Source organism: Mucilaginibacter sp. L3T2-6 (assembly GCF_030519355.1).
In the GTDB taxonomy this organism is placed as follows: Bacteria; Bacteroidota; Bacteroidia; order Sphingobacteriales; family Sphingobacteriaceae; genus Mucilaginibacter.
Genome location: NZ_JAUMKC010000002.1, coordinates 205,236 through 218,428, shown reverse-complemented (window position 1 = coordinate 218,428; position 13,193 = coordinate 205,236). Strand labels below are relative to the sequence as shown.

At 45.2% G+C, this 13,193-nt stretch carries 12 protein-coding genes; 5 read left to right on the top strand and 7 right to left on the bottom strand.

Annotated features, from left to right (window positions below):
• The first annotated feature begins 18 nt into the window (after window positions 1-18).
• The 3 genes from Q3W13_RS03320 to Q3W13_RS03310 are packed head-to-tail and all read left to right on the top strand — an operon-like array spanning window position 19 to window position 4,762.
• Window positions 19-2,673 carry an amino acid adenylation domain-containing protein gene (locus tag Q3W13_RS03320; protein ID WP_302861310.1) on the top strand — a complete coding sequence of 885 codons (2,655 nt, stop codon included), beginning with the start codon at window positions 19-21 and terminating at the stop codon, window positions 2,671-2,673.
• 14 nt (window positions 2,674-2,687) lie between these two features.
• Window positions 2,688-3,599: a glycosyltransferase family 2 protein gene (locus Q3W13_RS03315; protein ID WP_302861308.1), complete on the top strand. Its 912-nt coding sequence runs from the start codon at window positions 2,688-2,690 to the stop codon at window positions 3,597-3,599.
• Window positions 3,596-4,762, top strand: a complete 1,167-nt coding sequence (locus Q3W13_RS03310) for a glycosyltransferase family 2 protein (RefSeq protein ID WP_302861305.1) — start codon at window positions 3,596-3,598, stop codon at window positions 4,760-4,762. The genes Q3W13_RS03315 and Q3W13_RS03310 overlap by 4 nt, the downstream gene beginning before the upstream one ends.
• A gap of 9 nt (window positions 4,763-4,771) precedes the next feature.
• Here Q3W13_RS03310 and Q3W13_RS03305 read toward each other — a convergent pair whose 3' ends face one another.
• The 3 genes from Q3W13_RS03305 to Q3W13_RS03295 form a co-directional block, all read right to left on the bottom strand.
• Window positions 4,772-5,182 carry a DUF2000 domain-containing protein gene (locus Q3W13_RS03305; RefSeq protein WP_302861304.1) on the bottom strand — a complete coding sequence of 137 codons (411 nt, stop codon included), beginning with the start codon at window positions 5,180-5,182 and terminating at the stop codon, window positions 4,772-4,774.
• Between the two features lie 2 nt (window positions 5,183-5,184).
• A complete protein-coding gene (locus Q3W13_RS03300; RefSeq protein WP_302861303.1) occupies window positions 5,185-6,129 on the bottom strand; it encodes a bifunctional helix-turn-helix transcriptional regulator/GNAT family N-acetyltransferase in 945 nt (314 codons plus the stop codon).
• Window positions 6,130-6,264: 135 nt separating this feature from the next.
• Entirely contained in the window at window positions 6,265-6,591 is a 327-nt protein-coding gene (locus Q3W13_RS03295) for a VOC family protein (RefSeq protein WP_302861302.1), read from the bottom strand.
• A 129-nt stretch (window positions 6,592-6,720) separates the two neighbouring features.
• On the opposite strand from Q3W13_RS03295, the gene Q3W13_RS03290 reads away from it, so the two are divergent.
• Together Q3W13_RS03290 and Q3W13_RS03285 are read left to right on the top strand one after the other, a co-directional pair.
• Window positions 6,721-7,683: a GlxA family transcriptional regulator gene (locus Q3W13_RS03290; RefSeq protein WP_302861301.1), complete on the top strand. Its 963-nt coding sequence runs from the start codon at window positions 6,721-6,723 to the stop codon at window positions 7,681-7,683.
• A 92-nt stretch (window positions 7,684-7,775) separates the two neighbouring features.
• Window positions 7,776-8,597 (top strand): ATP-binding protein, encoded by an 822-nt coding sequence (locus Q3W13_RS03285; RefSeq protein ID WP_302861300.1) that lies wholly within the window; start codon window positions 7,776-7,778, stop codon window positions 8,595-8,597.
• A 19-nt stretch (window positions 8,598-8,616) separates the two neighbouring features.
• Here the strand turns inward: Q3W13_RS03285 and Q3W13_RS03280 are convergent, their stop codons facing one another.
• The 4 genes from Q3W13_RS03280 to Q3W13_RS03265 form a co-directional block, all read right to left on the bottom strand.
• The gene (locus Q3W13_RS03280; protein ID WP_302861298.1) at window positions 8,617-8,982 is read right to left on the bottom strand and encodes a VOC family protein; all 366 of its coding nucleotides are present in this window, start codon (window positions 8,980-8,982) and stop codon (window positions 8,617-8,619) included.
• A gap of 59 nt (window positions 8,983-9,041) precedes the next feature.
• On the bottom strand, window positions 9,042-9,791 hold the full coding sequence (locus tag Q3W13_RS03275; RefSeq protein WP_302861651.1) for an MIP/aquaporin family protein: 750 nt from the start codon (window positions 9,789-9,791) through the stop codon (window positions 9,042-9,044).
• A gap of 84 nt (window positions 9,792-9,875) precedes the next feature.
• Complete coding sequence (glpK, locus tag Q3W13_RS03270) at window positions 9,876-11,375, bottom strand: glycerol kinase GlpK (RefSeq protein WP_302861297.1); 1,500 nt, start codon at window positions 11,373-11,375, stop codon at window positions 9,876-9,878.
• A 139-nt stretch (window positions 11,376-11,514) separates the two neighbouring features.
• Entirely contained in the window at window positions 11,515-13,089 is a 1,575-nt protein-coding gene (locus Q3W13_RS03265; protein ID WP_302861295.1) for a glycerol-3-phosphate dehydrogenase/oxidase, read from the bottom strand.
• Window positions 13,090-13,193 lie beyond the last annotated feature (104 nt).

The following is a 13,193-nucleotide window of genomic DNA, read 5'->3' as shown; positions in this document are numbered from 1 at the left end:
GAAATAGAATAACGAAAAATGAGTGCCCCTGCAGATACAAAGAGTATTCACAGCCGAAATGACACTATTGCAAATTATCCCAAAGACAAGGCGCTTGTATATTTGCTAAACGAATGTGCAAAGAAGTATGCCGGGAAAATCGCAATTAAGTTCCAGGGGCTTCATATTACCTACGCCGAATTATACGAAAGCTCTAATCAGCTTGCCAAAATTCTTATCGGCAACGGCATAAAACCCGGCGATATTGTTGGCCTGGCGCTTGACCGCTCGCCGGAAATGATCATATCCATCCTCGCGATCCTAAAATCAGGCGCTGCGTATGTGCCGCTCGACCCTGAGTACCCTAAGGACAGGATAGAATTTATGCTGGAGGATTCATCTGCGAAAATACTCTTAACCTCAGAAAGATACCACAACCATTTTAATACGCAGGCTGAAGAGCTATTGATAGAAGATGCGCTCACCAAATTCAGCAGTTTTAGCCCGGAGGAGCCGACTGTTAAAATCGGTGGTGATAATTTGGCCTATGTGCTTTATACATCGGGGTCAACCGGCAAACCAAAAGGCGTGCAAATAAGGCATTATAACCTGGTAAATTTTCTGCTGAGTATGCAAAAAGAGCCGGGTATGACGGCCGAAGACAAGATACTAACGGTTACTACTATCTCTTTTGATATTTTCGGTTTGGAGCTTTATCTGCCGCTTATTACAGGCGCGGAAATAACCCTTACCGACTCAGATACGGCAAAAGATGGCCGCCTGCTTTACGATATTGTACGAAACGAAGGTATTACTTTTATGCAGGCAACGCCTTACACCTGGCGCATGATGCTGGAAGCGGGTTGGGAAAGTAAATTGCCGTTAAAGATTCTTTGTGGAGGCGAAGCTTTGCCTAAAGACCTGGCAGGTAAATTAATACCCCGGGTAAAAGAGCTGTGGAACATGTATGGCCCGACTGAAACAACTATCTGGTCGACCATTAAATTGATAAGCAGCGACGAAAATATAACTATAGGTAAGCCTATCGCCAATACACAGGTTTACATTGTAGATGAACATATAAATATTTTACCGGATGGCGAGGTAGGTGAAATCATCATCGGTGGCGATGGGGTTGCAGCAGGTTATCTTAACCGGGCAGAACTAACCAATGAGCGTTTCATCGATAATCACTATTCCGGCACCGCAGGCGATAAAATGTATCGCACCGGCGATCTTGGCAAGTATAAAGAGGACGGCGAGATTGTTTGCCTGGGCCGTATGGATCACCAGGTAAAGGTACGCGGTTACCGCATTGAACTGGAGGAAATAGAGCACGCGCTGGTAAAGGACGAAACTATAAGACAGGCGGTAGTAATTGCACGCGAAGATACGCCCGGAGATCCACGGCTTGTAGCGTACGTGGTACTTGCTGAAGCGGCCACCGCTGAACAGTTTAAAGAAAAAATACCAGGGTGGCAGGAGGCAATGCTTGCTGTGTTGCCTGAATATATGGTGCCGGATGACTTTGTGCAGATGGAATCGATCCCCATTACTCCAAACGGGAAAATAGACCGTAAGGCGCTGCCAAAACCAGATTACAACGTTATTACCCGCCGCGGCGAATACGTTGCCCCCCGTACAGAATTGGAAGGCCAGATTGCAGAAATATGGCAGGAGTTGATGGGCCTTGAAAAAATCAGCATTTACGATAATTTTTTTGAGCTTGGCGGGCGCTCGCTGGTAGCTGTGCAGATAATGGCACGCATTGAGAAACTGACAGGAAAACGTCTGCCGCTGGCTACATTGTTCGAGCATTCTACCATCGAAAAGTTATCGTTGGTGCTGAACATGGATTCAAAGTCTATTACCTGGGATTCGCTAGTGCATATTAAGCCAACCGGGTCCAAGATGCCTTTGTATATTGTACATGGAGCCGGCCTGAATGTGTTGCTGTTTAACGCGTTGGCAATGAATATGGACGACGATCAGCCCGTATACGGTCTGCAGGCGCGCGGTCTTAATGGCATTGATGAACCACTGGATGTAATGGAGGAGATCGCCGCCAATTATATCTCGGAAATATTAGCACAAAACCCTGACGGGCCTTACGCCCTGGCCGGTTACTCGCTCGGCGGTACAATCGCCTACGAAATGGCCCGCCAGATGATGGCTATGGGTAAAGAGGTAAAATTATTAGCGGTGTTTGATACCTACGCCAAGCAAACCGATATTTTTGACCCGCCTGTAAAACGTTATTTTAATCGTTTCAGGCTGTTCTTCATGAAACTGTTCAACAGCTTTGCGTTGCTGGCCGAAGATCCTAAACGAACTTTTGAATATAAAAACGAGTTGATACGCCGCCGGATAATAAGAATGTGGTGGAAGCTGACCGGGAAAACCGAAAAACAAACCGGCTTTTTTGCCTATGACAACGAAATAGACGAAGCCAGTGCAAAAGCAAAACGAAACTATTTCCAAAAACCGCTGGATATTACCGTCGACTTGTTCAGAGCGAAAAAACGCACCTTTTACATGGACGATTATGAGTTTATGGGCTGGAAGAAATTCGCGCTTAAAGGCGTTAACGTTCACGATATACCGGGCGAGCACAACACCATATTTGCCCCGCCTAATGATAAGGAATTTGCTGTTGTATTGCAGGAATGCCTCAACAGGGCAGCCAAACAATAATGCTGCTTACAGGGATGAAAGTATCTGTTATTACCGTTAATTTTAATCAGCCTAAAATAACTGCGGAGTTGCTGCAAACCCTTCCGCGGCGCGACAACATCGAAGTGATTGTAGTTGACAACGGCAGCACAGTCATTTCTATCGACAACTGGCAGTTAAAGTATCCCGATGTTAAATTTATCCGTTCTGAGAAAAACCTTGGCTTTGCCGGTGGCAACAATCTCGGTGTAAAGGAAGCAATCGGCGACTATCTTTTTTTTGTTAACAATGATACTGAATTCACCGAAGGATTGGTAGATAAGCTAACCGCTGTAATGGATGCTAATCCGGTTATCGGCATGATCTCTCCGATGATTAAATATTATTCGGATAAGGCCTTAATTCAATACGCAGGCTATACACCGATGAATTATTACACCTGCCGTAATAGCTGCATTGGTTTGCGGGAGCAGGATAATGGACAATACAATAACATCATCGCCCCTACCGCCTATTGCCATGGCGCCGCTATGATGGTGCGAAGAGAAGCAATTGAAAAGGCAGGGCTGATGAGCGAGAACTTTTTCCTGTATTACGAGGAAGTAGACTGGTGCGAGCACATCAAACGCGCCGGATACGAGGCCTGGGTTTGTACAGAAGCTGTTATATTTCACAAAGAATCGGTGTCGGTTGGGAAAAAAAGTAAGCTAAAAGAGTATTTTATGAATCGCAACCGCATCCTTTTTATCCGCAGAAATGCAGCGCTCTTCCAAAAAATTATTTTCTGCATCTATTTTATTTTACTGGTAACCCCGCGCAATATATTGGCGTATATAAAGGCCAAAAACCCGGGTTTTATACCGATGCTGCTTAAGGCCGTATGGTGGAATATTACCCATAGCAAAAACAGCAGCAACCTGGGCTATCCAATCAATTCAATAAAATGATAATCGTCTTCTGGCTCAGCTTCTTCGTTGTATTTTACACCTTTGCCGGCTACGGTATCGTGCTGTATTTTCTAATCCGGGTTAAAAGAGCGTTGAAAGGCCGGCCAGTTATTCCGGCTGCTGACGCAGAAACATTGCCGGAATGTACTTTAGCTGTGGCTGCTTACAATGAAGAAAGCTACATGGAGGCTAAAATCGCAAATTGCCTTGCCCTTAATTATCCCGCCGGGAAACTAAAGTTATTATTCGTAACTGACGGTTCGTCAGATAGTACACCGGACATCATTTCAAAATATCCGCAGGTGCAATTGCTGCATCAGCCGCAGCGCGCGGGCAAAATTGCCGCCGTGCATCGTGCTATGGAACATGTGCATACCGAAATAGCTGTTTTTACAGATGCCAATACCTTTTTAAATGCAGATGCCATCATGAACATTTGCAGGCATTACGCCGATAAAACGGTAGGCTGTGTTGCCGGTGAAAAACGTGTGCAGATAGATGAAAGCGCCGACGCCAGCGCCGCCGGAGAAGGATTTTATTGGAAATATGAATCGGCGCTTAAAAAATGGGATTCAGAGTTGTACTCGGTTGTGGGTGCTGCTGGTGAACTATTTAGCGTACGCCGTTCGCTTTACCAGGACGTACCTGCTGATACCGTACTGGATGATTTTATGATTTCGATGCTGATAGCTGCTAAAGGCTACCGCATAGTTTACGAGCCGGATGCATACGCTATCGAAAACGCCTCCGAGAACGTGTCGGAAGAGTTAAAACGAAAAATAAGGATCGCAGCGGGCGGTATACAATCCATCCTGCGGTTAAAGCCGCTGTTCAACCCACTTAAATACCCGGTATTATCCTTTCAATATATCAGTCACCGTGTTTTGCGATGGACGGTCACTCCATTCCTGCTTATTTTGATATTTGTGCTCAATGCATTCTTGTCAAATACGCCCTTATACGACAGCCTGTTTATAGCACAGATAGCATTTTACATACTTGCTTTCCTGGGCTTTATTATGGAAAAGCGGCACATACGAGTAAAGGCTTTATTTGTTCCTTACTATTTTTGCGTGATGAATTATGCGGTCATGATGGGGATCATCCGCTATTTTACCAAAAAACAAAGCGCTGTTTGGGAAAAGGCGCAAAGGAAGCAGTGAGTGTAATACTCAATCATGAAACTTCAAGCCATCAATTGCTTTATTAACTATTTTATTTTCGCCATAAATTGCTAAGCCTACCAAATCCAATTCATCGTCTGTGTGCCTGCCAGTTTCGTCAATATTATCCTGCTCATTCATCATATTAAATAGCTGCGACGGATATATTCCGATTTTTAGTTCCCGCTCTTTTGCCCTTTTAAAAACACGCTGCATCTGGCCGGTGTCATTGGCCTTATAAACCAGTACCGGCTGTTTAAAAAATGGCAGGTAGGTGTTTCCTGAAGCTGTAGTTAAAGGCCTGCCATGCAATTCCGGAAACTCAATGGCCACCGCACCTGCTAAAAACGCCGTTACATTCAGCTTTTGCCAGGTCTTCAAATCATCGCGAATGATGATAACTATTTTGTTTTCGTGCATACTTATAATTCTAATTCCATTTGAATATTGCTTCGCTCATAGGGCGACGGAGGCCCGGCAATTTTTTTGAAACCGAGCTTTTGGTACAAGCTAATGGCGGGTTTTAACAATGTATTGCTTTCCAGGTAAAGCTTAGTTGCACCCAATCGCTTTGCTTTATCTGCACAGGCGCACCCTAAAAGATAACCGATACCTTTACCTTTAGCATGCGGTGCAACACCCATTTTAGCCAGCTCATAGGTAGCATCGTCCATTTTTACTATCGCACAGGTTCCAACCGGTTCGTTTTTATATATCGCCATAAAAATATATCCGCCTTTATTCAGTATATTTTCCTGGGGATGGTCGAGGTATTTGTAATCAAAATCTTCCATCTTGAAGTATTGCGTTATCCAATCGACGTTTAATTGCTTAAAGGCATGTTTATGTTCAGGCTGATAAGGCACAATCTCCACATCTTTGCTTTCACGCAGTTTCCGCTGCTCTTCCACCCTTTTTACCAGGCTTTTCTGTTCAAGCAAAAACTCCCATTCCTCAATTGCTTTCCATAAATTGTATTGAGTTTCTGCAAACGCACTTTCAACGGCGGCATTCACATCAGCATATTGCACTTCTATTTTTTCATTGATACTTAGACCGATTTCGCTCAGCTTAACAAAATTCTTTCTGCCATCGCCTTTTACGGTGGCAGAAACAACCAGCCCTTTTTTCATCATTTCTTTTACGATAGTGCTCACCGACGGGTGCGAATGACCTATTTCCACAGCGATTTCGGTGATGGATTTCTCTCCGCCGTTCGACAATGCGTAGTAAACTGGAAACCATTTCGGTTGAATTTCGATACCGTAAGCTGGATATATCTGGGCAGATTGTTCGGCAAATAACTCCCCTAACCTTCTTAGCCGGCTGCCCAATGCCATCTTGCCGGCTTTTTCATATATATTCATAAGTAATAAACTACGTAATCAATTACGCAAATGTATAAAACAATATTTTATTTCAAAATTTCAAGAGGTAAATATGATGTCAGGTGGTGGTGGAAAAGCTTTGACAACGAAAAGTTGCCAAAGCTGAATGAAATGTTATTTCTGATGCAGGCACAACCCATTGCCGTCCGGATCTTTTACCCAGGCAAATTTACCCCAGGGGGTGTCATCTATATTGCCTACATCAATTCCTTTGGCCCTAATTTCTTCGGCGTCTTTAGCAATATCATCCGTTGTGCAAATAACGGCGTGAAATTTGGCTAATGAAATGGATGTCTCACTGCCGGGTAAACCCATCTGTGTCCAGGTTCCGCCGTGACCATCTGGTGCTTCGATTATTAACTGGAAGCCAAGTTTCTGATAAAATTCCTTTGATCTTTCCGCGTCCGTAATGGGCAGCATAATTACTTCTATCGATTTCATTTTATTAAGTTTGGTTTACGAAGCAAAGGTAGTTTGACGGATTCCTCCCCGTGAGTGTCGAAAACGTCAATATTACCCGTTGATTGCGACATACCTATTTACCATTTTTGTGAGAACCAATCCGGCAGTATGAAACATATTTCGATATTATCCCTCAGCGATGCCACGCTCACCAGCATCGACAGCAGTCACCAGCTATTTAACCGCGTAAATGATTTTATGCGTTATCAGGGCAGGGCGCCATTTTATAATGTGGAGATTATCGGTCTGGATCAGAAGATTGAGTTGGGTAACGGGCTTTATACTATCCGGGCTGATAAAACCATAGAGGAAATCATCAAAACGGATGTGATCGTTATCCCGCTGCTATGCGGGGATTTCCAAAAGGCTATCGCTAAGAATGAAAAATATACCGATTGGCTAATCTCCCAGTATCACAGCGGGGCCGAAATTGTTTGCCTGTGTGTCGGTTCATTCTACCTGGCATCTACCGGTTTGCTTAACGACCGCAAATGCGCAGTGCATTGGGCCGCAAAAAATGAATTTAAAGCCATGTTTCCGGCGGTAAAAATTATCGATGATTCAATTATTACCGATGAGAAAGGCATTTATACCTGTGGAGGCGGCTACTCTTATCTTAATCTGCTGCTATATATACTTGAAAAGCATTTAGGAAAGGACATTTCGATTCTGGCTTCCAAGATGTTTGAAATAGACATTGAACGGAAGAGTCAAAACCCTTTTGTAATTTTTATGGGCCAAAAACGCCATGGCGACGAATTAATATTAAAAGCACAGGAGTATATCGAGAATACCCCCGGCGCAGCATTTTCTGTTGATAAAATCTGCGAACAGCTTTCAATCGGGCGCAGAACTTTTGAGCGTAAATTTAAAAAGTGCACCGGCAATTCCATCACCGAATACATCCAGCGCGTAAAGGTCGAATTCGCAAAAAAACAACTGGAAGCAGGAAAAAAAACTGTTAACGAGATCACTTATGAAACCGGTTATAATGATGCAGACGCATTCAGAAAGGTCTTTAAAAAATTCACCGACCTTTCTCCGGCAGATTATCGAAAGAAATACGCTTAGCCAGTTTCACCAAAAAGGGCCCCGCCTGATAAGTCAGATTGTAACTTTCGCCCCGATGCAGTAACTTTAATTCAACATTAACCCAGAAGAACATGAAACTTATTCGCAACATTTTACCGCTGCTATTTATCGCGATAGCGATGAACGTTAATGCACAACATAGTTTAAAAAAATTATGGTCGACAGATACCGTGCTCAACATCCCCGAATCGGTTTTATCCGCAAAAGATGTGCTGTATGTTTCCCTGATTGACGGCGGAGCATGGACACGAGATGGCAAAGGCGGTGTTGGTAAACTGACGAAAACCGGAAAGATTATTAGTCAAAATTGGATAACTGGCCTGAACGCGCCAAAAGGACTCGGCATATATGGCGACATACTTTACGTGGCCGACCTGGATGAAGTGGTAGAGATCAGTATCAGCAAAGGAAAAATAGTACGCAAATTAGCTATTAAAGATGCTGAAAACCTGAATGATATTACTGTGGATGAAAAAGGCGTGGTGTATGTTTCTGATACCAAAAAGAACTGTGTTTTTAAAGTACAGAATAATAAGGCCACATTATACCTTAACAGCCTGAAATCAGCTAACGGATTAAAAGCTATTGGTGACAAGCTGTACATACTCACGGGGGACGGCATGTACGTATCGGAGGGCGGCAAAAAGCCGGTTAAAATCTGTGCGTTAGAGCATGGCGGTGACGGTATAGAACCAACCGGCAACGGCGATTTCCTGGTGACCGAATGGCTGGGTTATTTATATTATGTGAAAAAAGACGGCAGCAAACAGCTTATTCTTGACACCCATAACAGCAACAACCGCACTGCCGATATCGGTTATGATGCATCAGCAAGAACGGTTTATGTCCCGACTTTCCTTGGCAAATCAGTTGTAGCTTATAGGGTTGAATAATGGGTTGTGTTGTTATTTTTTAGTCCTGCACTGGTTGACCAAATTGTATTAAATAACCATTATTATCATAAATGGCAAACTCGCGCATACCATAATCAAAAGTTTCCAGCTCATAGCAATTCTGGGTAATCACTTTCAGTTGCTCCCACATTTCGTCAACATTGTCAACAGTGATATAGATTGACCCGGTAAAGTTAGGGCCGCCAAAGGGAACATGAGCGTTAGGGTAGGCAACCATTATTTCCACCGCATCTCGCGAGAGGCTGGCCCACGTCCAATCCTCGGTATAACCGTTACAGGTGAAGCCAAGTATTTCGATATAAAACTCAACGGTAAATTTTACCTGTTTGGTGTAAAGCACAGGCCTTAACGCGGTCAACTTCATATTGCTAAATTATATTAAAATAATATAAAAGCAATATTGGCGAGATGTAAATAAAAAAGTTATCCTCTTAAATAAATATATAACATTGCCGCTACAGTCGCGCCAATTACAGGCCCGATAACAGGTATCCAGGCGTAACGCCAGTCGCTTGTGCCTTTGTTCTTAATGGGCATCAGGCAATGAATTATCCGGGGGCCAAGGTCCCTTGCGGGGTTAATAGCGTAACCGGTAGTACCGCCAAGAGAAAGGCCGATAACCCATACCAGAAATGCAACCGGCAGTGCTCCTACCGAACCCAGGCCAATTGGCGTTTTCGTGTCGATAATTTGTCCGTTAGAAATATAAAACACCACAAATACCAGCACAAATGCGCCGATGATTTCGCTCATGATATTTGAAATGTAATTGCGAATGGCGGGACCCGTGCAAAAGCATGCCAGAATAGCTTCGGGCTTGTTTGTTTTCCTGAAGTGGTCGTAATACATCACCCATACCAAAATTGCCCCTAAGAATGCTCCCAGCATTTGGGCAGCTATAAAATTCGGAACCCTTGCCCAGGCAAACTTGCCGGCAATAGCTAACCCTACAGTAACCGCCGGATTTAAATGCGCCCCGCTATAAGGCCCCGCAACAACCACCCCTACGAAAACGGCCAGCCCCCAGGCTGTGGTAATAACCATCCAGCCGCCATTATTGCCTTTGGTATCATTCAACAAAACATTGGCAACAACGCCGTTGCCTAATAATATAATTAACATGGTGCCGATCAACTCGGCTATAAATGGTGACATATTGTTTGGGGTTTTAATCAGTCTTGAGTCTAAAGTCTTAAGTCCGGGAGCCAGTTAGCGAAAGTCCCAAATCTTTTCGGCCTGGGACTATCGATAACAGACTCAAGACTTGCCCGACCAGCTTTGTGCCGCGGCAACTGCCCTTTTCCATCCGGCCATTGCCTGCTGTATACCGGCGTCTCCGGCAGGTAAAAATTCCCTTTCGGATTGCCATTGCCGTTGTATTTCCTCAACGCTGTTCCAGTAACCTACGGCAAGGCCCGCAAGGTAAGCCGCTCCTAAAGCTGTAGTTTCCACCACATGTGGTCTGATAACTCTGCAACCCAGCACGTCAGCCTGGAACTGCATCAGCAAATTATTTGCTGTTGCGCCGCCATCCACACGCAATTCCTTAATTGGCAGGCCGCAATCCGCTTCCATAGCTTTTAAGACATCCACCGTTTGATAGGCAATGGCCTCAATGGCTGCCCGGGCAATATGTCCTGCTGTTGTGCCACGCGTTATCCCAACAATGGTCCCGCGCGCCTCAGGGTCCCAATAAGGAGCGCCGAGGCCTGCGAAAGCGGGTACAAAGTATACGCCGCCAGTATCGTTTACCTGTAACGCCAGTTGCTCTACTTCGGCGGAAGATTTGATGATACCCAACCCATCGCGCAGCCATTGTACTATTGCCCCGCCAATAAAAATACTTCCCTCAAAAGCATATTCTATACGGCCATTTATCTTCCAGGCTATGGTAGTCAGCAGATTGTTTTTCGATTCCACAAACTTATCACCTATGTTCATCAGCATAAAGCAACCGGTGCCATAGGTATTTTTCACCATTCCTTTTTCTGTACACATCTGGCCAAATAAGGCGGACTGCTGGTCGCCGGCTATGCCTGCTATCGGCACCGCTGAGGCAAAAATAGTAGTATCTGTCTCGCCATAAACCTCGCTGGACTGTTTTACTTCAGACAGCATACTTGCAGGAATATCAAATATCCTCAGGAGCTCATCATCCCATTGCTGCGTGCGGATATTGTAAAGCATGGTTCGGCTGGCATTGGTTACATCGGTCACATGCACCCTTCCACGGGTAAATTTATAAACCAGCCAGGAATCAACGGTGCCAAAGGCCAGTTTCCCGGCATCAGCTAATTTCCGGGCGCCCTCAACATTATTTAGTATCCAGTTTATTTTAGAGGCAGAAAAGTAAGAATCGATAATCAGCCCGGTTTTTGAGCGGATAGTGCCGGTATAACCATCCCTTTTTAGTTGATCGCAATAGGCGGATGTGCGCCTGTCCTGCCAAACGATAGCATTGCAAACAGGCTGACCGGTTTCGCGGTTCCAAACTACAGTGGTTTCACGCTGGTTGGTGATGCCTATAGCCTTAATATTTTTTCCGCTGATACCTAACTTAGCTACAGCCTCGGCCGCTACTCCGGCCTGGGTGGACCAGATTTCGTTGGGATCGTGCTCTACCCAACCAGGCTGCGGGAATATTTGTGTAAATTCCTTTTGCGCTATGGATTGTATCTGCCCGCTATGATCGAAGATAATGGCGCGGGAACTGGTCGTGCCCTGGTCAAGAGCTAAAATGTACTGGTCGGAGTTCATAATTTATGGTTCATAGTTCATGGCAGAAGCGCCCGTCACGAGCTATTAATTGGTTGCGTTAAATTACAAATTAAAAAGAACTATCAAAGCGCCGGGACAAACGAGAAAATCAAGAGCGAGGATGATTTTAAATATATCCTCAGCCCTGCAGCAGATATCCCCCGGCAACGATATTAAAATCAATAACCTGCTGCTTCTCCCAGAGTTCATTTTTCCCGAGTTCTCCTGCCATTAAATTCGCGACCAAAGGCGCCGCTTCAATCGCCGCCCGCGCATCCAGAAACAGCATCCTTACCCGGCGTGCAAGCACGTCCTCCACAGTACGCGCCATTTCATTCCTTACCGCCCATATTACTTCAGCCTGTAAATATTCAAATTGGGGATGCAGCTTTTGCACCCATTCCGGGTTCTCTTTACCCAATGCAATTACCGCTTCCCGGTCGCTTCCGTAAACATATAAATGACTGTTGCGGTCAACTTCTGCCGTATTGCCATGGATATACAAATCTTTCGTTATGCTAACGCGAGGTTGAAACCCGGCGGTTTCAATAGCTTTATCCATCGTATCCTCGGCCATCTTCCGGTAGGTAGTCCATTTACCGCCTGTTACAGTGATCAGGCCGGACGCAGAAACCATCAACTTATGGCTGCGCGAAATCTCTTTTGTTTTGGTTGTTCTCTCCTGCGGTGCAGCCAGCGGGCGCAAACCAGCAAATACGCTTAATACATCCTGCCGCAATGGCGCCCTCGTCAAATATTTACCTATAGTACGCATTACAAAGTCAACCTCTCCTTCTAAGGCCAAAGGCTCAAGCCGGGGTTCGTTGAGCGGTGTGTCAGTGGTGCCTACCAGAAGCCGGTTATGCCACGGCAAAGCAAAAAGCACCCTGCCATCGTCGGTTTTAGGAATCATCAGCGCATCCTCTCCCGGCATGAATGATCGATCAAGTACTATGTGAATACCCTGACTTGGCGTGATTGACGGCTTAGTCCCGGGCTCATCTTTCTGAAGCAGATCGTCAACAAACACCCCGGTGGCATTTATAACCGCTCCGGCTTTGATGTTATACATCTTACCCGACTCCTTATCCCCGGCAATTACACCTTTAATTTTCCCGTTTTCCTTTATCAAATTAATAACAGGGAAATAATTTAATACAGTAGCACCGTGTTCCAGGCATGTTTGCGCGAGATTTATGGCAAGCCGGGAATCGTCAAACTGCCCGTCGTGATAGACTACGCCACCACGTAATCCTTGCTGCCGGAGAGCGGGAAGCCTGGCGAGGGTCTCTCGTCTTGAGATATGCTTCGACCGGCCAAAGCTTAGCTTACCAGCCAATAAATCATATAAAGTAAGCCCGATCGTGTAAAATGTGCCGCTCCACCAGGAATAACCGGGAATAATAAAGGATTCATTTTTTACCAGGTGCGCGGCATTTTTTAACAGCAGCCCGCGTTCATACAAGGCCTCCCGCACCAAACCAATATTACCCTGCGCCAGATAGCGTACCCCGCCATGAACCAATTTAGTGCTCCGGCTTGAGGTGCCCTTTGCAAAGTCGGCCTGCTCCAGCAGCAAGGTTTGATAACCACGCGACGCGGCATCCAGGGCAGTGCCCAAACCCGTAGCACCACCACCGACTACAATGATGTCCCAGACCTTTTGAGTATCAGTAAGGGCTTCGACTAAATTTTCGCGTTTGGTATTAGCCACGGATTTCAACTTAACGGGAGGGCAATTGTTTCAAATTTAAAAAAAGGACGACATTTATTTAGGCTAATTGGCGTAACTGCAAAACGATAATGGTGAGTTAACCA

Excerpts from the sequence above, each read along its gene's own strand:
- Q3W13_RS03320 (WP_302861310.1), top strand. The coding sequence starts at position 19 with ATGAGTGCCCCTGCAGATACAAAGAGTATTCACAGCCGAAATGACACT.
- Q3W13_RS03315 (WP_302861308.1), top strand. The coding sequence starts at position 2,688 with ATGAAAGTATCTGTTATTACCGTTAATTTTAATCAGCCTAAAATAACT.
- Q3W13_RS03310 (WP_302861305.1), top strand. The coding sequence starts at position 3,596 with ATGATAATCGTCTTCTGGCTCAGCTTCTTCGTTGTATTTTACACCTTT.
- Q3W13_RS03305 (WP_302861304.1), bottom strand. The coding sequence starts at position 5,182 with ATGCACGAAAACAAAATAGTTATCATCATTCGCGATGATTTGAAGACC.
- Q3W13_RS03300 (WP_302861303.1), bottom strand. The coding sequence starts at position 6,129 with ATGAATATATATGAAAAAGCCGGCAAGATGGCATTGGGCAGCCGGCTA.
- Q3W13_RS03295 (WP_302861302.1), bottom strand. The coding sequence starts at position 6,591 with ATGAAATCGATAGAAGTAATTATGCTGCCCATTACGGACGCGGAAAGA.
- Q3W13_RS03290 (WP_302861301.1), top strand. The coding sequence starts at position 6,721 with ATGAAACATATTTCGATATTATCCCTCAGCGATGCCACGCTCACCAGC.
- Q3W13_RS03285 (WP_302861300.1), top strand. The coding sequence starts at position 7,776 with ATGAAACTTATTCGCAACATTTTACCGCTGCTATTTATCGCGATAGCG.
- Q3W13_RS03280 (WP_302861298.1), bottom strand. The coding sequence starts at position 8,982 with ATGAAGTTGACCGCGTTAAGGCCTGTGCTTTACACCAAACAGGTAAAA.
- glpK (WP_302861297.1), bottom strand. The coding sequence starts at position 11,375 with ATGAACTCCGACCAGTACATTTTAGCTCTTGACCAGGGCACGACCAGT.